Annotated in this window: 20 protein-coding genes and 1 pseudogene; 5 read left to right on the forward strand and 16 right to left on the reverse strand. The window is 38.5% G+C overall.

The genetic code is table 11. From position 1 onward, the window contains the following. Positions 1-68: 68 nt before the first annotated feature. Positions 69-869 carry a sulfite exporter TauE/SafE family protein gene (locus ACZ5V8_RS06495; protein WP_440616982.1) on the forward strand — a complete coding sequence of 267 codons (801 nt, stop codon included), beginning with the start codon at positions 69-71 and terminating at the stop codon, positions 867-869. Positions 870-1,244: 375 nt separating this feature from the next. On the opposite strand, the gene rnhB is transcribed toward ACZ5V8_RS06495, so the two are convergent. Continuing rightward, the gene (rnhB, locus tag ACZ5V8_RS06500; protein WP_464217133.1) at positions 1,245-1,853 is read right to left on the reverse strand and encodes a ribonuclease HII; all 609 of its coding nucleotides are present in this window, start codon (positions 1,851-1,853) and stop codon (positions 1,245-1,247) included. 4 nt (positions 1,854-1,857) lie between these two features. Next, positions 1,858-2,601: an RNA methyltransferase gene (locus ACZ5V8_RS06505; protein ID WP_464218721.1), complete on the reverse strand. Its 744-nt coding sequence runs from the start codon at positions 2,599-2,601 to the stop codon at positions 1,858-1,860. Between the two features lie 79 nt (positions 2,602-2,680). Here ACZ5V8_RS06505 and ACZ5V8_RS06510 point away from each other — a divergent pair, with 79 nt between their 5' ends. The 3 genes from ACZ5V8_RS06510 to ACZ5V8_RS06520 are packed head-to-tail and all read left to right on the forward strand — an operon-like array spanning position 2,681 to position 5,465. Then, on the forward strand, positions 2,681-3,487 hold the full coding sequence (locus tag ACZ5V8_RS06510) for an inositol monophosphatase family protein (protein ID WP_464217134.1): 807 nt from the start codon (positions 2,681-2,683) through the stop codon (positions 3,485-3,487). Between the two features lie 14 nt (positions 3,488-3,501). Then, complete coding sequence (rsmB, locus tag ACZ5V8_RS06515) at positions 3,502-4,791, forward strand: 16S rRNA (cytosine(967)-C(5))-methyltransferase RsmB (RefSeq protein ID WP_464217135.1); 1,290 nt, start codon at positions 3,502-3,504, stop codon at positions 4,789-4,791. Next, positions 4,788-5,465: a queuosine precursor transporter gene (locus ACZ5V8_RS06520; RefSeq protein ID WP_464217136.1), complete on the forward strand. Its 678-nt coding sequence runs from the start codon at positions 4,788-4,790 to the stop codon at positions 5,463-5,465. Before rsmB ends, ACZ5V8_RS06520 begins: the two co-directional genes overlap by 4 nt. On the opposite strand, the gene ACZ5V8_RS06525 is transcribed toward ACZ5V8_RS06520, so the two are convergent. From ACZ5V8_RS06525 to tyrS, 3 genes are all read right to left on the reverse strand, one after another. Further along, positions 5,458-6,087: a PDC sensor domain-containing protein gene (locus tag ACZ5V8_RS06525; protein WP_464217137.1), complete on the reverse strand. Its 630-nt coding sequence runs from the start codon at positions 6,085-6,087 to the stop codon at positions 5,458-5,460. The genes ACZ5V8_RS06520 and ACZ5V8_RS06525 overlap by 8 nt on opposite strands. Before the next feature lie 14 nt (positions 6,088-6,101). Then, positions 6,102-6,299: a hypothetical protein gene (locus tag ACZ5V8_RS06530; protein ID WP_151192646.1), complete on the reverse strand. Its 198-nt coding sequence runs from the start codon at positions 6,297-6,299 to the stop codon at positions 6,102-6,104. A 170-nt stretch (positions 6,300-6,469) separates the two neighbouring features. Beyond that, a complete protein-coding gene (tyrS, locus tag ACZ5V8_RS06535; protein ID WP_464217138.1) occupies positions 6,470-7,669 on the reverse strand; it encodes a tyrosine--tRNA ligase in 1,200 nt (399 codons plus the stop codon). 207 nt (positions 7,670-7,876) lie between these two features. Here tyrS and ACZ5V8_RS06540 point away from each other — a divergent pair, with 207 nt between their 5' ends. Beyond that, on the forward strand, positions 7,877-9,670 hold the full coding sequence (locus ACZ5V8_RS06540) for a peptidoglycan D,D-transpeptidase FtsI family protein (protein ID WP_464217139.1): 1,794 nt from the start codon (positions 7,877-7,879) through the stop codon (positions 9,668-9,670). Here ACZ5V8_RS06540 and ACZ5V8_RS06545 read toward each other — a convergent pair. The 11 genes and pseudogenes from ACZ5V8_RS06545 to ACZ5V8_RS06595 all read right to left on the reverse strand — a co-directional run bounded on the left by ACZ5V8_RS06545 (position 9,667) and on the right by ACZ5V8_RS06595 (position 17,784). Next, on the reverse strand, positions 9,667-10,281 hold the full coding sequence (locus tag ACZ5V8_RS06545; protein ID WP_464217140.1) for a calcium-binding protein: 615 nt from the start codon (positions 10,279-10,281) through the stop codon (positions 9,667-9,669). The genes ACZ5V8_RS06540 and ACZ5V8_RS06545 overlap by 4 nt on opposite strands. Further along, positions 10,214-10,393, reverse strand: a complete 180-nt coding sequence (locus tag ACZ5V8_RS06550; RefSeq protein WP_464218722.1) for a calcium-binding protein — start codon at positions 10,391-10,393, stop codon at positions 10,214-10,216. Before ACZ5V8_RS06550 ends, ACZ5V8_RS06545 begins: the two co-directional genes overlap by 68 nt. 159 nt (positions 10,394-10,552) lie before the next feature. Then, positions 10,553-10,603: pseudogene (locus ACZ5V8_RS06555) on the reverse strand (hypothetical protein); the annotation flags it as partial. Positions 10,604-10,664: 61 nt separating this feature from the next. Further along, positions 10,665-12,080 (reverse strand): HlyD family type I secretion periplasmic adaptor subunit, encoded by a 1,416-nt coding sequence (locus ACZ5V8_RS06560; protein ID WP_464217141.1) that lies wholly within the window; start codon positions 12,078-12,080, stop codon positions 10,665-10,667. 8 nt (positions 12,081-12,088) lie between these two features. Continuing rightward, complete coding sequence (locus ACZ5V8_RS06565; protein ID WP_464217142.1) at positions 12,089-14,209, reverse strand: type I secretion system permease/ATPase; 2,121 nt, start codon at positions 14,207-14,209, stop codon at positions 12,089-12,091. A gap of 185 nt (positions 14,210-14,394) precedes the next feature. Further along, positions 14,395-15,090 (reverse strand): hypothetical protein, encoded by a 696-nt coding sequence (locus tag ACZ5V8_RS06570; RefSeq protein ID WP_464217143.1) that lies wholly within the window; start codon positions 15,088-15,090, stop codon positions 14,395-14,397. A gap of 15 nt (positions 15,091-15,105) precedes the next feature. Continuing rightward, positions 15,106-15,723, reverse strand: a complete 618-nt coding sequence (hisIE, locus tag ACZ5V8_RS06575; protein WP_440616969.1) for a bifunctional phosphoribosyl-AMP cyclohydrolase/phosphoribosyl-ATP diphosphatase HisIE — start codon at positions 15,721-15,723, stop codon at positions 15,106-15,108. An 8-nt stretch (positions 15,724-15,731) separates the two neighbouring features. Next, a complete protein-coding gene (hisF, locus tag ACZ5V8_RS06580) occupies positions 15,732-16,505 on the reverse strand; it encodes an imidazole glycerol phosphate synthase subunit HisF (protein ID WP_464217144.1) in 774 nt (257 codons plus the stop codon). Next, entirely contained in the window at positions 16,499-17,224 is a 726-nt protein-coding gene (gene hisA, locus ACZ5V8_RS06585) for a 1-(5-phosphoribosyl)-5-[(5-phosphoribosylamino)methylideneamino]imidazole-4-carboxamide isomerase (RefSeq protein WP_464217145.1), read from the reverse strand. The genes hisF and hisA overlap by 7 nt, the downstream gene beginning before the upstream one ends. Before the next feature lie 12 nt (positions 17,225-17,236). Further along, entirely contained in the window at positions 17,237-17,524 is a 288-nt protein-coding gene (locus tag ACZ5V8_RS06590; RefSeq protein WP_464217146.1) for a type II toxin-antitoxin system RelE/ParE family toxin, read from the reverse strand. Then, positions 17,512-17,784, reverse strand: a complete 273-nt coding sequence (locus tag ACZ5V8_RS06595) for a CopG family ribbon-helix-helix protein (protein WP_464217147.1) — start codon at positions 17,782-17,784, stop codon at positions 17,512-17,514. The genes ACZ5V8_RS06590 and ACZ5V8_RS06595 overlap by 13 nt, the downstream gene beginning before the upstream one ends. Between the last annotated feature and the right edge of the window lie 67 nt (positions 17,785-17,851).

Consider the following 17,851-nt stretch of genomic DNA (forward strand, 5'->3'; position numbering starts at 1 on the left):
TGGGTTATTCTCTTTCATTTGTTATAATTATTCAACCCATTTAACCGACAAATCAACGTAAATCCAACATGACATATCTCATTTTATTATTGATATTTTCCGGCTCTATAACTGGCATGCTCGCTGGTCTTTTAGGAATTGGTGGTGGGATTATTATCGTCCCTGTACTGGCCTTTGTATTTCATCAACTGCCTGAAACCACAAGTGCCTATATGCAGTTTGCTGCGGGTACCTCGTTAGGTATTATGATTTTTACAGCTCTTTCTTCAGTACCGCACAAACTCCGCGCCCGCGAAGTAAGTTTTGATATTACCATCAAAATGCTACCTTGGATTATCAGCATGAATATTATCGGTGCGGTTATTGCCCATTTTCTTAATTCACGCCTTTTGGGTCTGTTATTTGCCTTATTGATGCTATCTATGTTTTTACGCATGCTTTTTCAATCAAGCCATGCTATTGAAAAGCCAAAACGCAGTGGTAAACGCAAAAGTGCCTTTTGGGGCAGTGTCGTTGGCATTAAATCAGGATTCTTTGGTATTGGTGGTGGCATTATCACCATTCCTTATATCAATTCATTAGGTTACTCAATTCGTATTGCTATTGGCACATCGAGTCTTTTTACACTCATCATTGCAATAACAGGTAGCATTACCTTTATCGTAACGGGCTTAATGGATCATATTGAACTTAGTTGGAGTCTAGGTTATTTATACCTACCGGCAATCCTTTGCGTTGTACCTAGTAGCATGATTTTCTCAAAAGTAGGCGCTAAGCTCTCAAGTAAAACGCCACCTAAAGTGCTTAAAGTAATTTTTCTTGTTTTGCTTTTGGTTGTTTCAATTAAGATGTTATTTTTGGCAATTTAATAAAAAACCTAAATTACATTAACAGTGTGCATTAACACTTGCTGTAATTTTCTACCCTGTTTTGTTTGTTACATATGCTTTAAAGTTAATCACGTATCAATTTTGTTACACAGCGTTACCCCGCTGAAACTGTCTATTTATAAATCTTTGTCTATACTGCATTTGTCCCCCACAATAAACTCTCAACAAGGAGAACATCATGCACAATTTATATAAAAACACTAAAACTGCAAAGACCCCAACTTGGAAAAGAGCATTAACAGCATATGTGTCATTTTGTGATTTGCAAGCACGTGTGCGCGATCAGTATTAATACAACCCAGTAATTAGTCAGCTTATCGCTCATCTAGCATCTTGTAGGAAAGGCTGAGCAGGTTAGGATAATTGAATTTGTTTCTCATTTACAATTTCATCAACACTTTCTCTATCAATACATCTTGCCACCGGCGCAAAACTCTTGCGATACATATCCAAAACACCATACTTTTCAAGTAATTCCAGATGCACTTTAGTCGGATAGCCTTTGTGTTTGGCAAATTGATATTCTGGATATTCATAATCTAATTCAACCATCTGACGGTCTCGATAGACTTTAGCGAGAATCGATGCCGCACTTATCTCTTGTACTTTACTGTCTCCTTTTACAATTGCTTCTGAATTAAAATTCCAAATCGGCAGGCGGTTACCATCTACAAGCACTTTATCAAAGTCAATATCAAGCATAGCAACCGCGCGATGCATAGCTAACAAGCTTGCTTGCAAAATATTATACTGATCGATCTCTTGTGCACTACACTCAGCAATTGCATAAGCCTTTGCTTTATCCGTAATTTCAGTGAAAAGTACTTCACGTTTTTTCTCAGTGAGCTTTTTTGAATCCATCAATCCCGTAATCGGTTTATCTGGATCTAAAATCACAGCTGCGGCAACGACTGAACCGACTAATGGTCCACGCCCTGCTTCATCGACACCAACAATTATCATTTAACTAGCCTTTATCTTCATTTTTAATTTCACTCAAAAAACCACGCAAAATATTAATCTCTTGTGACTCAAGTTGTGCTCGTTGAAATAGCCGCTTTAATTTATCAACAACATGTCCTGGCTTATCAGGATTTAAAAAGCCAACAACTTGCATTTTATGTGTTAGTTCATCATAAAAGCTTTGGACTTCTTTAGCGGAAGCTTTTTCGCGGACATGGTTTTGTGTTGGTAAGACTTCCACCTCATTATGCGATAAATATTGTTTAAATACCTCATAAGCAACAATTTGCACGGCTTGTGCCAAGTTTAATGAGGTATACCCTTCATTGCTTGGAATAAATGCATGATAGTGACACATCAAAAGCTCTTCATTAAAAAGTCCCGTACGTTCACGCCCAAAAATAATCGCTACATTAAGGCCTTTACTCACATGTACCATTGCCTGTTGTGCTGCATCTTCAACACTAAGCATCGGCAAATCCATACGCCGTGTTCTGGCACTGGTGCCAATTACCAGATTGACACCTTCAAGTGCTTCAATCAGCGTTGGTACAATCTTGGCATTATTAACAACATCAGTGGCATGAGCGGCTGTCGCCATTGTCTGCTCATCTGGCAGCTGTTTGGGATTCACCAAATAAAGCTCAGTTAGTTGCATATTAAGCATGGCACGAGCGCTTGAGCCAATATTACCCGGATGTGAGGTCTCAACGAGAATGATTCGAATTTTATTTAACATCTTTAAAATAGAAACTATCACCTTAATACTAAATCAGGTATTATACACAACTAATTTTTTATTCGGGTAAAAGCTAAAGGTATTTTTCATGCATCCAATGATGAATGTTGCAGTTAAAGCTGCACGCAAAGCAGGTCGTATGATCTTAAACGCAAGTGAAAACATGCAAAACGTTAAGATTGAAACAAAAGCACCTAATAACTATGTTACTAATGTCGATATTGACGTTGAAAAAGCAATTATTGATATTTTGCAACGCGCGTTTCCTGATCAGTATTATATTACTGAAGAATCCGGCGAATTTGGTAATGAAGAGAGTGACCACACATGGATTATTGATCCAATTGATGGCACGAATAACTTTATTCATGGCATCCCGCATCATTGTGTCTCGATTGCGATGCAGTTTCGTGGTAAAACAGAGCTTGCGGTCATTTACAACCCTTACTTAGATCAATTATTTACGGCAACTAAAGGCTCAGGCGCACAACTTAATGGTCAACGTATCCGTGTTGCTAATCGCAAAGAATTCTCAGGTTGCTTGTTTTCTGGCGCTTTGAAATTCAGCAAAAAAGTCTTTGCACACAGTTACCCTGAAGCCGTGCTTGATCTACATAAAGAGATCTCAGGTCTTCGCTACTCTGGCTCATTAGCACTTGATATGTGTTATGTTGCCGCGGGCTACTTAGATGCTGTTTGGACATCACGAGATGCCAAAATTTGGGATACGGCGGGGGCAGCACTTATGATTAAAGAAGCCGGTGGTATGCTTTGTGGTTTAGATGGTGGCGTCAGTTACCTAGATGACGGACGACTAATTGGCGGCAATCCGCGCATCGTCGCCAAACTGACCAAGTTTTTGACCCCCCATTTGGTACCTGCTGAAAAAGCTTAACCTAAATCTACACAATGAAAAAATTAACCAATCCACGTGCTATCGCATGTTCTATTATTCATCAAATAACTCAGCATAAAGACAGCTTAGCGTCTTTAGATATAACACTTCAACACTATCCACTGACGGAGCAAAATCGCCGCTTAGTCTACTTGTTATGTTATGGCGTATTTCGCCATTTTTTTTACCTTGAGCATATTTTTAATTTACAAGCACAAGGCAAAACCAAACCAAAAGTGCGACTATTAGCAATGATTGGTTTATATCAGATTATCTTTATGCATAAACCACTGCATGCATCTATTAATGAAACCGTCAATGCCTGTGCTGAGCTTAATATTGGTAGTGCCAAATCATTTATTAATGCATTATTACGCCAGATCGATAAAGCATCCTTGCCAAGTAATCATCATTTCAAAGAATTACCTGATTGGTTGTATGGCAAGCTTAAAAAACACTACGCCAATGAACTTGACAATATCATTACCAATAGTAATATTCAGCCGCCGGTTTTTCTGCGTCTTAATCAACAGCAAAGTCCGGAACAATTTCTAAAGGCACTAGAAGACAATAACATTGGTTATAAAACAACAACAATTGACAACTGTCTTCAACTAAATGAAGCACAAAATATCAATGATTTACCTTTATTTTCTCAAGGTTTCTTTAGTGTACAGGATCACTCAGCTCAATTGGCCGCACATATCTTAGCACCACAAACACAAGAGAAAATTCTTGATGCTTGTGCGGCTCCCGGTGGCAAAAGCGCGCATCTGTTGGAACTCTGCCCTGACATTGAATTAACGATTATGGACAATAATGCCAAGCGCTTTGAACGCATTAACGAGAACCTTGCGCGCACACAGTTACATGAGCTTAATATTCACCTTGCAATTCATGACGCCACAGCACCACTTAAAGAGAGTATTTCATTTGATAAGATATTAATTGACGCACCGTGTAGTGCCACTGGTGTGATTCGGCGCAACCCAGATATCAAAGTGCTACGCACGCCTGAGGAAGTCAAAGAGATTGTCCAAATACAACAGCGCATTTTAGATAATCTTGTGAGTTATCTCAAACCTAATGGCTTACTTCTTTATGCTACTTGCTCTATTTTGCCTGAAGAAAATGACAAACAAATAGCAAATTTCCTGCAAACACATTGTGAGTTTACTGTTATTGATATTCCAATGATGGATAACAGACTCAAACAAATCCATGGTTACCAGATTTTACCCACCCAAAATGGTGGAGATGGGTTTTACTATTGTCTGTTACAAAAAATGAGGGAGGCATCATGACAACAGCAACAAAACAACATTTTTTACAAAATGATAAGCGCGTCAATAAACATGTTATTATTTTGTTAACCCTGTCAATGATCGTTATTTGCGCAATGACTTCATCAGCAATCACCGCCACAAAGCCCATTGATTTAGGGCTAAGCTTTCCTTTTTCAAATATTATTTTCGCCCTTTTCACTTTTCCTATCATTGATGCAGTTTGCGAATTGTATGGTAAAAAGAAAGCTTATTTTATCTCAATCCTCGGGGTTATCAGTCAGGTGATTTTTGTAGTGATTATTGAGCTTTCGGTCATTATGCCACATACCACTGGTTGGCACGACCAAAGTATGTATGCTCATGTCTTAGCCAAAAGTAACCTTGTAATTTTGGGCACTGTTATTGGCTTTGTTATTTCACAGTTCCTTGATGTTTTTATCTTTCAGACAATCAAAGACCTATCTAAAGGGCGCTTTTTATGGTTGCGTTCAGCTTTTTCAAGCATTTTAGGTCAATTGATTGATTCCGTGATTTTTATTTCTATCGTCTTTTGGACATTTCCTAACAAAACCACTTTAATTCTTGGATCATTTGGCTCCAAAGCCATTTTCTGTATATTGGCGATTCCAATTACTTATGCAATTGTCTATGCAGCTAAGTGCTATATAAAATCATCTGATCGCATCAATTAAATTCACTTAGTTTAATATCCTCAATTGCTATTAATGCTTTGGCAATGCCAATTAATTTTTTATGCGCGTAAATTGGCATATAGATTGGTGCAACAACTTCTGATGCACTATCATCATACTCAATTTCACCATAATAAAGCTTACCCAACCCGTTATTATAAGCAGTTTTCCACCATTTTTCATCTGCTTGATAAAAATCCGTCGTCATATTGGTTTGGCAAATATTCATGCCAGATAAATCAGTAACAAAAATCTCAACAAATGCAGGATGCTCTGCCTGAAACTGCTTTAATTTAACCGCACAGGCATTATAAAGCAAAAGCTGAACATTATAAGTATCGCGCATTTTTTGCATATTCTGGTCAATTGCCTGATAACGCGCTTCCGGTAATGGCGTTTCCTCAGCTAAACGCTTATTGGCGTGCACGAGCATTTGGGTGATACGACTATTGGCAAAAAGCTCATTTAATTGCGCTTGACGCACATCTAAATGTGATTTGAGTTCATCTGCATATTCACCTGTCTCAAGATCAGACTTACTTAAGGATCCTTTATCATGACTACCACAGGCAGTCAGTACCACCAACATCACACTTAAGATTAACGCCTTTAGTTGCTTCACACGGCACCAATTAATTATAAGTCTTCATGTTCAACGGTATTGCTTTTCTTTGATGAGAACAAAGATACAATAAATTTAATTACGCGATAGACAATTGCAACACCAATGGCAACTAACAAGATCCAAAATAAAAAGATAAACACATGATAAAGCACCACTAATGCCGTTAATATCACAAAAATAACCAAGACTTCCTGAATAAATTTTTCCATTTTTATTTCCTTTTGCTTTTTTATTACTTTTTACTGCTTTTGCTATTCTCTATGTAATGATTAAGAAATAAGTTGCGTTTTAATTATCCCCCTCACCCGCGCAGCGCAAGCTGCACGAGCGATCCATCAAAGAGAGAGGTAATGGCTGATGCAACTTATTTTCATCATTACTATACCAGTGTAATCTTAGCAAACTTTCTTTTGCCAACTTGATAAACGTCTGAGGTTTTCTGCTTCAATGCAAGTTGCGTATCTGCAACCTTATCACCGTTTATTTTGACCGCGCCTTGCTTAATCATACGAATCGCTTCAGAAGTACTTGAGACCAAACCCGCTAGCTTTAAAACATTCGCAATCGGCATGTTATCTTCTGCTAATGTAATCGTTTCCTCAGGCATATCCTCAGGGATCTGATTCTTTTGGAAGCGATCGATGAAGTTTTGATGTGCTTTTTGTGCTGCCGCCTCATCATGAAAGCGCGCAATAATCTCTTTAGCTAAATCAATCTTCACATCACGCGGATTTTGACCATTATTAACCGCTTCTTTTAAGCTTTCAATTTCAGTCATTGGTTTAAAGCTTAATAACTCATAATAACGCCACATCAGCTCATCCGAAATCGACATGATTTTACCAAACATCTCATCTGCAGGCTCTTCAATACCAATATAGTTATTGGCTGATTTAGACATTTTTTTGACACCATCAAGACCTTCTAATAATGGCATAGTAATAATCACTTGTGGCGCTTGCCCTGCTTGCTTTTGTAACTCACGTCCCATTAATAAGTTAAACTTCTGATCTGTCCCTCCTAACTCAATATCTGCAACCATAGCCACCGAGTCATAGCCTTGTACTAATGGATATAAGAACTCATGAATCGCAATGCCTTGTCCAGATTTGTAGCGCTTAGAGAAATCATCACGTTCAAGCATTCTGGCAACGGTTTGTTTTGATGCAAGCTTAATCATATCACTTGCAGTCATCTGATCAAACCAATCACCATTGCGCTTAACGACCGTTTTTTCTTGATCTAAAATTTTGAAAATTTGTTTTTGATAGGTCTTAGCATTCTCTTCCACTTCTGCTTCTGACAACGGTGGGCGCGTGGCATTTTTCCCCGTTGGGTCACCAATTTGTGCGGTAAAGTTACCAATTAAAAAATGAATTTCATGCCCTAAATCTTGTAACTGGCGCAACTTATTGATCACCACAGTATGCCCTAAATGGATATCAGGTGCCGTCGGATCACAGCCAAACTTGACAATAAGTGGCTTTTTCTTTTTTAACTTTGCAATCAAATCTTCTTCTAAAAGCACCTCTTCGGCACCACGCTTAATCACACTTAACGTTTCTTCAATGTTATGCATAGCGATCTATTTACCTTCTTTTACTTTTACTTTTTTTATTTTCTGTCATTTTTGATAACCCTCAAACTGCCTCTATGTATACCAATATTAGCCACAAAACGCAATTACCAAGGACAATTATTGGCAATTCTGATGCTAGCTGTTGTCTTAACACTGCATTTTCCGGTACACTCACGAACTGTGACAGTGACCACGATATTTTTATGCATGAAACAGTACCATAATAAGCAACCGAACAAGACTAAAGCTTCCGATCATAAACCTAAGTATTCCCCAAAACATAAGTGGCGCTTTTTCTTTACATTCTTCCTAATTATTTCCGTCTTTCTTGTGCTGGTTTATCGCTTGTTTTATCTGGAGACCAAAGATCATAATTTCCTATCTGATCACGGGCAAAGTGAGAGTCATCGCACCATTGATCTAGATGCAACACGCGGCATTATCTATGATCGCAACGGCATTCCATTGGCAGTGAGCACCAATTTGTATAAGGTTATTTTAGATATCAAAGTTTTAAAAGATTATCCTGAAAAATATCAAAAGATCGATGAAGCAAAGATTGACGGTCTTTCATTAAGTGACATTCAAGCACTCATCAGTAAGTATCCCAATAAACAATATTATATCGCTGCACAATTTGTTGAACCCTCAAAAATCGATGATTTAAAAGCATTACATATCCCAGGAATTGAGATTGAGGATCAAAATAGAACCTACTATCCTAAAGCCAATGAAATAGCTCCTCTTATTGGTTTTACCAACATTGCCAATAAAGGACAAGACGGCTTGATGATGACCTACCAAAATAAGCTGCATGCAGAGAAAGGCGCACTATCTAGCACGTTGGATGGTAAAGGACATGCGATAAATTTTAATGATCAGCCGCAACATTATCACTTAGGTAAAAGTATTGATTTAACCATTGATAGTAATATCCAAAGCTTTGCCTATCAAGCGCTTAAAAAAGGGGTCATTGACACCAATGCCGACTCAGGCGCTGCTGTTGTTGTTGACCCGCAAAATGGTGAGATTCTAGCACTTGCCAGTTATCCAAGTTTTAATCCTAATAACTTCAATGAGCATACTGGTAAGCCCGTTGCCTTGCAACCGGTTATTGAGACCTTTGAACCGGGATCAACTATTAAGCCATTTTTCATCTCTCAAGCACTTCTTTCAGGTAAATACACACCAGATAGTATGATTGATACCAATCCTGGTTATTATTTCTTGCACGGGCATCGCATCCGTGATGATGCGAACTTTGGTGATATCACATTGACTCAAATTCTTGAGAAATCGAGTAATGTTGGTGTCAGCAAAGTCACCTTAACATTGGATAAAGAAAAAGTTTATAACTTCTTGTCAAGCTTAGGCTTTGGACAACCTTCAACCATTGATTTCCCGCGTGCAACCAATGGCTATTTGCCACCTTTAAGCTCCTTAAGCGAGTTTGAGTTTGCCACCCTTTCATTTGGTTATGCGTTAACGAGCTCAGCCTTACAATTAGCACATGCTTATACGATTTTTGGCAATGATGGTAAACTCTGTCCAATGCGTTTGATTAAACCAAAGCATCCAGATAAAATCAACTGCCGTCAAGTATTGCCTAAAGACATTGCCAAAGAGGTATTGGCTATGCTGCAAACCGTCGTCAGTATTCATGGCACGGGTGTGCTTGCTAATATCCCGGGGTTTGATGTGGCTGGCAAAACAGGAACTTCACATCGCGTTGCCAATGGCAAATTCATTAATGAATATAACGCCATTTTTGCAGGTGTCGCACCTGTTAAAAATCCAAGGCTTTCAATTGTCGTTTGGATCAACAATCCTAAAGGTAGCCACTTTTATCAATTCGGTGGCGTATCAGCAGCACCTGTTTTTGCCAGTATTGCTAAGCATTCTTTGCAATATATGGGTGTAGCTTATCAACAACCACTGAGTGAGTATGAGTTATTAAATAGAAATAAAAAGTGGTTATTACAGATTATTGCCAATAACTAAGCTGATTTTGGCATCCAAGCTTTTGCCAGTGTACTTTTGATCTCATCTTGTTGGTCTTTGTTCAATAGATCTTCACCAACACCGGTTTCAACATTAAAGCTTGCCAATGTTTGAATAATCACATCAATTTGTTTGTTGCTTAGTACAAATTTACCAACCTCAATCTCATCAATTTGATGATCTTCAGATTCAAACCAGTCAGTTACAATGATCTCTTTAGGCTTATTTTTGTCTGCCAAATTTTTAATCATTAAATTACTTACTTCTCGATAAAATCTTAGATCCGTTGTTTTAACGCCATTGAGCTTCATAAAGTCACTACTGTTATCGTTATCATAATTATGAATAATTGTATTATTAGCATTCTTGAAGTTTACTTGATAATAATCGCTGCCATCGCCTCCAACTAATGTGTTGTTATCACCATGCGCGATAAGCCTATCATCTCCTTGTTCTCCATTTAAATAGTCATCACCTTTTTTAGCTCGAAGGATATCATCACCAGTACCACCAAAAAGCTGATCCGCACCATCATTGCCTGCACTATAAGGTATCGTCTCCTGCATCTCCATATAAGATATTATCACCCCATTGTGCATAAAGCTGATCATCACCGCCTCCTGCATAAATGACATCATCACCTTTACCTGCATAGATCAAATCACTCCCATCGCCACTATAAACAGTATCATCTCCAGCACCGGCATATATCTGATTACTCATTGATACTTGTAAATCATTTAGAGTCAACAAATGTTCATCTATGACTTGACCGGGATAAAGTATGTTAGGAACCTCATGGCTGGCGCTACTCTCAACAGTAATAACATCATCGCCAGCACCAGAGCGAATAGTATTTTGACCGGATTGAACCTCGGTAAGATCATTGCCGCTACCTGTGGTAATCATATTATTACCGTTACCTGCATAGAGTTGCCTCGGATTAAGCCTAGACCATTATTTTTAAAGATCAAATTTTACTCCCACACCCATATCATCTTTCATGCAAACTCTCTTTAAACGCCTTGGTTAACGGACTTAAGAAATACTCAATAATGCGTCTTTCACCGGTTTTTACCTCGATTGATACGCTCATACCTGAACGAATGGAAAATGCTTTTCCTTGCTTGTGTAATGTTGTGCCATCAAGCCTTGTGATCACTTTAAAGACCAATCCTAGATTCTGATCTTCAATCGCATCATCACTTATCTCAATAATCTCACCGATTAATAAGCCATATTCGGTAAAGGGGTACGTATCGACCTTTACTTGGACTTGTTGCCCTTCATGGACATAGCCAATATCTTTATTTGAAACCATTGCACTGACTTCTAGTGGACTGTCTTTGGGGACAATCTGCATCAATACTTGAGCTGGTGTAACTACTGCACCCACCGTATGTACAGATAAATTCTGAACAAACCCAGTCAGTGGTGCTGTTAAGCTTTGTGCTTTTTTAACCAATCGATATTTCTCAAGTTCATTATTAAGACTTTTGAAGTCCTTTTGATTTAACTCAATCTGTTCTAACACTTGTGCCAAATAGTCTGCTTTAGCACGCATCAACGCACTGGTTTTGCTGCTGATGTTTGCACTTAATTGTGCCACTGTTGCTTTGTGTTGCGCCAACGCTTGCTCGGTCTCAATCACGGCTTTTTGACTTTGTAACATATCGGCTTTTGAACCGTAATCATTTTGATGCAAGGTTTGGTACATACGGTTTTGCTCGGTAATAATCGGCAGTGTTTTGTTAAGCATCTCAAGTTGCATCTGTAGTGCTTCTTTCTCAGCTTTGGCAGCATTGATCTCAGCTAAAAGATAATCAATATCGGCAACATAAGCTTGCCATTTACGCCATATCAGCTCGATTAAAGCTGCTCTTTCTGATGGTGTTAGCTCCTTTATTAACACTTGCTTGTCAATATCGCTTTTTACCAAGCTATCCTTAGTTGGTTGCAACAGTAATTGATAGAGGCTTTGATACTCTTTCAACATAAAATAGGCGACCTTGCGCTGTTGCGTAAGGTTATCAATATCGGTTTGGGTAACACGCTGATCTAATTCAATTAACAATTGTCCTTTTGTTACTAACTGACCATCTTTGATTAAAATCGTTTTAATAACACCCTTCTCCAGCGGTTGAATCGATTTGATTTGCGCCTCAGGGACGACTTTGCCCTGTGCTGTAACCACAACATCCATTTTGCCAAAACACGCCCATAGTACAGCAATCACAATTAAGATAACCAAAAGCCACATCATAATACGTGCTAAGGGATGTGGTGGTTTTTGCTCAATTTCAAGTGCCAAAGGCAGGAAACTAAGCTCATCCTTTTGCTGATTGCGCCTGTCTTGCCATTGTATTACTTTATAGTACAGATCAATTATTTTACGACCTAAGTTTCTCATACCTCCCCCTATGTACTTGTAAATTGAGTGTGATAGAGCTTGGCATAGTGACCTTCTAATGCTAATAGTTCATTGTGATTACCCTCTTCAACCACCTTCCCTGACTCAAGATAAATAATTTTATCGCAATGCATCACCGTTGATAATCTATGCGCAATAATAAACACGGTACGATTGCGGGTGATTTCACGCATATTTTGTTGAATCATGCGCTCTGATTCATAGTCTAGCGCTGAAGTCGCCTCATCAAAAATGAGAATTTTAGGTTCATTGATCAATGCTCTGGCGATGGCAATACGCTGCTTCTGACCACCGGAGAAATTGGCACCTTGTTCTTCTACCACCGTATCATAACCATGTTTTAATTTGACAATAAACTCATCCGCTCCTGATAATTTGGCAGCATTGATAACCACATCAAGAGAGGCTCCGGGGCAGGTTAATGCAATATTCTCACGAATACTGCGATTAAATAAAAAGCTCTCTTGTGATACCACACCAATTTGCTGCCTTAACCACACGGCACTTAATGCTGAGATATCGGCGCCATCTAATAAGATACTACCGGATTGTGGCACATAAAGCTTTTGTAACAGTTTTGCTAATGTGCTCTTACCCGAGCCTGAACGCCCGACAATGCCAATAGATTGATTAGCCGGCACGTTGAAACTAATCTCTTTTAATACCGCAGGTGTATTCATACCATAATGAAAGGTCAGATGCTTAAACTCAATATTTCCAGAGAGTTCAGCTAACTGCTGATTATTGCTTAGTGTAGATCCTTCGGCTGTTGTATTGAGGATATCACCCAAACGTTTTAATGAAATGCGTGCTTGCTGGAAGTCCTGCCACAGTTGCACCACTTTTAAAATAGGACTGGTAACACGTCCTGCAAGCATATTAAAAGCAATCAACTGCCCAATCGTTAAATCACCTGAAATAACGAGATTAACCCCTAGAAAAATGATCAAAAGTGTTGTGATCTTGCTAATGAATTGTGCGATTTGCGAGGTGATATTACTTAGGTTGCGTGCACGAAAATTGGTACGTACATAACTTGCCAGATTATCTTCCCATTTATGTTGCATTTGTGGCTCAATCGCTGAGGATTTCACCGTTTGAATCCCAGTTAATGACTCAGTGAGAAAGGCTTGATTTTTGGCACCTTCTTTAAATGCCTGATCAAGGCGCGCTTTTAGTATTGGTGTGATTAAAAGTGACAATACGATATAACAAGGAATCGTTGCCAATACGATAAGTGTGAGCTTGGCTGAATAAAACCACATCACCGCAAAAAAGATAAAGGTAAACCCAAGATCAATAATCAATGTCAATGCGCTACTGGTTAAAAACTCACGAATACTATCAAGCTCTTTAACACGTGCCACACTTAAACCCACTTGACGCGCTTCAAAATAGGCAAGCGGTAAACTTAACAAATGCTGATAAAGTTTAGTGCCCAGCTCAACATCAACGCGACTTGTCGTATGCGCAAATAAATACGTGCGAATCGCACCTAAGATCACTTCAAATATACTCACAGCGACAAAGCCTATGGCTAATATCTCCAGTGTCGTTAAAGCTTGATGGACAACGACTTTATCCATCACCACTTGAAAAAACAGGGGTGTCACAAGTGCAAATAACTGCAAGAAAAATGATGCAATCAGCACATCACGAAAGACGTGTTTATATTTCCACAATGCCGGAATAAACCATTTGATATTAAATGCCTTATCTTTTGAGTTGCTATTTTTAGGATTCAGATAAATAACTTTGCCATTAAACAGTCGATTAAATTCAGTAGATGTCAAATGAGTCAGCTCATTACTATTGGCTAAAATCACAAGATATTCTTGTTGATCATTAATGCCGACCAAAACAAAATAATCCTCTTTGCCAATAATAATCGCAGGTAACGCAGATGATTTGATACTTGTCATATCACAACTGATTTCTTTCGCATGAAAGCCATTGGCTTTAAGCGCGCGCATTAATGCCGTATGTTCAAATACACCATCGACAGCAAACTGATGAAAAATCGTTTTTGGATCTAACGCCACTTGATATAAACTCGCTGTTTGTATTAGCGTCAATAACGCTGTATTTCGCTGATAACTCTGCATCATCGCCCCTGAAATTTTGCCCGCTCAAGGCAAAATATAGATCAAAAAAAAGATAAATGAAGAGTGATTTTAGAATTAATGATAAAATTTTGAAATATTGCTGATCGAAATATGAAAAACAGTTGAGGAGAGGAAAAACATCTTCGACCAGCTGTTATTGAGTGTAGTGCTTTAAACTTAACTCAAACTTAATGGTTTGGTTTTTTCTTGTTTCTCTTCTCCATTTTTCCAAAAAGCTCTTTTAGCTCTTTTGCATTTTGCTCACCCCAAAGTAATATAAGTTTGAAGTCGTTGAGTTTTGCTTCTTCAGTTCTAAATGAACCTACCCATAGCCACAGAAAGTACAAACATATCGTTAGAAAAATCAGAGCTTGTAAAATCATATTAAAAGTTAATTTGTCAAAAAAGGCTCCTAAGGTCACAAAAAATATAGCAGCCACAACTGAAAGAACTGGGTGTTGCAATATTTGAAGTTTTTTATACTCTGCTTCCTTTGTGATTCTATTGGCAAGTTCGATTAAATATTCTGGGTTATCGAGTAAATCAGGATGCTTCTCATAAAACATTAAATATTTTGTACTACGCCAATATAGCTTCTCTCTTTTATATAGTAATCGCATTGTATCATTTAGATTGTAGTAACGAATAATAGCTCTATCCAAATAGTGTATATATACCACCGTTAAAGCCATAAAGCTTACTAACAAAGTGACCTTCAGCCATGAATTGTTTACAAATATACTGATTATTAGCCCTAACATACCAAGCACCCATAAGACAAAAATAACTTTGACCAATTTACCCCCAAATCTAAATGGTAGTAAAATTTGATATAACTTAAGGCTTTTAAAGCTATCAATATACTTATAATCCATTAACTTCATCTCATAAACCTTAAATTAATGCTTATTTTCTCTTACTTGCAAAACACTGATCACATCCTGCAAAGATAAATCTTTTTCTCTTAGTAATACCAACAAATGAAAGATCAAATCTGCACTTTCATTTTTAAGCTCATCTAGATCATCTTTCATCGCCGCAATCACGGTTTCAACACCTTCTTCACCGACTTTTTGTGCCATACGCGACACACCACTGGCAAAAAGGCTCGTGACATAACTATTTTGCGGTTTATCCTTTTTACGTTGTTTAATGGTGTTCTCTAATCGAGTCAATATGCCATAAGGGTTATCATAGGTTTTGTCAAAGCAGCTCTCGGTGCCCTTATGACATGTCGGTCCCACCGCATCAACTAGAGCGACAAGACTATCGCCATCACAATCTACAGCAATATCAACAAGTTTCAAAACATTGCCACTTGTTTCACCCTTTTGCCAAAGTCTTTGTTTACTGCGACTGTAAAAGGTCACAAAGCCAGTAATCATTGTCTGTGATAAGGCCTCTTCATTCATGAATCCTAGCATAAGTACCTTGCCAGAGGTGCGACATTGCACAACCACAGGCACTAAGTGATTCATTTTTTGCCAATCAATTTTGTTTAAAATCAGTTTATCCACATTTATCCTTAATTCGACATTCTAATATTGTGATCATGTGTTCTGAGATATGCTTTAAGCTCACTCATTTGAATACTGCCATTATGAAATACGCTTGCTGCTAATGCACCAGATACCCGCGTTTTTTGAAAGACCTCATTAAAATGCATCATCTCTCCAGCGCCACCTGATGCAATAACAGGAATATTCACCACTTGTGACATTGCCGCTAAATGCGCAATATCATAGCCATTTTTGACCCCATCTTGTTGCATGCAATTGATCACAATCTCACCGGCACCTCGTTTGGCGATCTCCTTTACCCAATCTTCTGTTTGACGCTTAGTTTTTAGCGTTTTTTCAACATCGCCTGTGTATTGACAGACAACATATTCATTATCGATATAGTTGCTATCGACACCGACCACAACGCACTGTTGACCAAAAGCATCGACTAATTCATCAATGAGCGCAGGTCGCTCTAACGCAGGTGAGTTAATCGATATTTTATCGGCTCCGGCATTTAAGATTGTACGCGCTTGATCAACACTACGAATACCACCTGCCACACAAAAAGGAATATTTATCGCTTTGGCAATATCTGTTACCCACTGTGGTGACACGCCTTGCTGACGTGTACTGGCAGCAATATCATAAAACACCAGCTCATCAGCACCTTGCGAACTATAGTGTGTGGCTAACGTCACAATATCACCGACAATGCGATGATTTTGAAATTTCACGCCCTTAACCACTTGGTCATTTAATACATCCAAGCATGGAATAATACGTTTTGTCAGCATGCTAGTGCCTCACTTAGACTCAATTTATCCTCATAAAGCGCGCGCCCTATAATTACATTTTGCACTTTAGTCTTTTTAAGATTGTGCAAATCAGCCAATGCACCAATACCGCCTGACGCCTGAAATGAAATTGTTGGATATTTAGCAACTAAGTCCTGATAAAGCTGCGTATTAGCGCCTTGTAACATGCCATCTTTACTAATATCCGTACATAGCACATGCGCTAAACCATACCCCAAATAATATTCGATGACGTCATATAGACTTTGATCACTGGTATTAAGCCAACCATGTGTTGCCACCATCGGTGTATCGTTAACGATGTTGACATCAAGCGCCAATATGATTTTGTCCGCGCCAAAGCGCTCAATAAAGCGTACTGTTTGCTTATAATCTTTGACAGCAATGCTACCTAAAACCACACGATCAACACCGATGGATAATAAATCATCAACCGTTTCTTCACCCTTAATGCCACCACCAACCTGCATAATTGATGTCGTACTATTACGAATACATTTGATCACATCAAGCTGCTTAAGCTTACCCTGTTTTGCACCATCCAGATCTACGACATGTAGATAATTGGCACCACTTTGTTGATAATTCATTGCCATGTCTTCAGGTGTCACCGTGTATTGGGTAATGGCATTAAAATCACCTTTTTGCAGGCGCACACACTGACCATTGATTAAGTCTATTGCGGGGATAATGTTCATTTATTTCCTCTTTTAATAACCTGCTTCTTTCTGATGTTTAAATGCCAAAACATGACAAATATCAGTCACAGCTTCATATCTGTATAAAATCACATAGCCAGAATCACCAAATGGAATAATCAACTCTCGAAGATTGTCAGACAATGGTCTTCCCATTTCTGGCGTCTCTTTAAGTAATTGAATATACTTAGCGATTTCATTTGCTGCGCGTTGACTTGCTAGAGTATTTCTGGACTCAAGAAAAAATTGGCAACGCTGAATCCCTTGTAAAGCAACTTCTGTAATTTTTATTTGTGACATTTAGGTGCAGGCTCCTCACTGTCAGTCCCCCAAGTTTGCAACCAGCGAATGGCCTCATCTCCAGTAATATGTAAGCCTGTTTCTTGAAAAGACTGCCATGAAGCCAACGCTTCTTGCTTAAATTGTTCTTTCTTTTCTTCTTTTGAAACATACTCATTAATTGCCCGCATCATAATCCAATGTGGTGTTCTATCTTGTAACCGAGCAAGCTGCTGAATGCGCCCTTTTAAATCATCTGAAATTTTTAGTGATGTTGCCATAATATGCTCCTTATAACACTAGGTAATACCTAGTATCATTTTAGACTACTGATAACTAATATCCAAA

Source organism: Cysteiniphilum sp. GTC20157 (assembly GCF_055396795.1).

Coding starts and splice junctions, on each gene's coding strand:
- ACZ5V8_RS06495 (WP_440616982.1), top strand. CDS start 69: ATGACATATCTCATTTTATTATTGATATTTTCCGGCTCTATAACTGGC.
- rnhB (WP_464217133.1), bottom strand. CDS start 1,853: ATGATAATTGTTGGTGTCGATGAAGCAGGGCGTGGACCATTAGTCGGT.
- ACZ5V8_RS06510 (WP_464217134.1), top strand. CDS start 2,681: ATGCATCCAATGATGAATGTTGCAGTTAAAGCTGCACGCAAAGCAGGT.
- rsmB (WP_464217135.1), top strand. CDS start 3,502: ATGAAAAAATTAACCAATCCACGTGCTATCGCATGTTCTATTATTCAT.
- ACZ5V8_RS06520 (WP_464217136.1), top strand. CDS start 4,788: ATGACAACAGCAACAAAACAACATTTTTTACAAAATGATAAGCGCGTC.
- ACZ5V8_RS06530 (WP_151192646.1), bottom strand. CDS start 6,299: ATGGAAAAATTTATTCAGGAAGTCTTGGTTATTTTTGTGATATTAACG.
- tyrS (WP_464217138.1), bottom strand. CDS start 7,669: ATGCATAACATTGAAGAAACGTTAAGTGTGATTAAGCGTGGTGCCGAA.
- ACZ5V8_RS06540 (WP_464217139.1), top strand. CDS start 7,877: ATGAAACAGTACCATAATAAGCAACCGAACAAGACTAAAGCTTCCGAT.
- ACZ5V8_RS06545 (WP_464217140.1), bottom strand. CDS start 10,281: ATGATCAGCTTTATGCACAATGGGGTGATAATATCTTATATGGAGATG.
- ACZ5V8_RS06550 (WP_464218722.1), bottom strand. CDS start 10,393: ATGAGTAATCAGATATATGCCGGTGCTGGAGATGATACTGTTTATAGT.
- ACZ5V8_RS06560 (WP_464217141.1), bottom strand. CDS start 12,080: ATGAGAAACTTAGGTCGTAAAATAATTGATCTGTACTATAAAGTAATA.
- ACZ5V8_RS06565 (WP_464217142.1), bottom strand. CDS start 14,209: ATGATGCAGAGTTATCAGCGAAATACAGCGTTATTGACGCTAATACAA.
- ACZ5V8_RS06570 (WP_464217143.1), bottom strand. CDS start 15,090: ATGAAGTTAATGGATTATAAGTATATTGATAGCTTTAAAAGCCTTAAG.
- hisF (WP_464217144.1), bottom strand. CDS start 16,505: ATGCTGACAAAACGTATTATTCCATGCTTGGATGTATTAAATGACCAA.
- hisA (WP_464217145.1), bottom strand. CDS start 17,224: ATGAACATTATCCCCGCAATAGACTTAATCAATGGTCAGTGTGTGCGC.
- ACZ5V8_RS06590 (WP_464217146.1), bottom strand. CDS start 17,524: ATGTCACAAATAAAAATTACAGAAGTTGCTTTACAAGGGATTCAGCGT.
- ACZ5V8_RS06595 (WP_464217147.1), bottom strand. CDS start 17,784: ATGGCAACATCACTAAAAATTTCAGATGATTTAAAAGGGCGCATTCAG.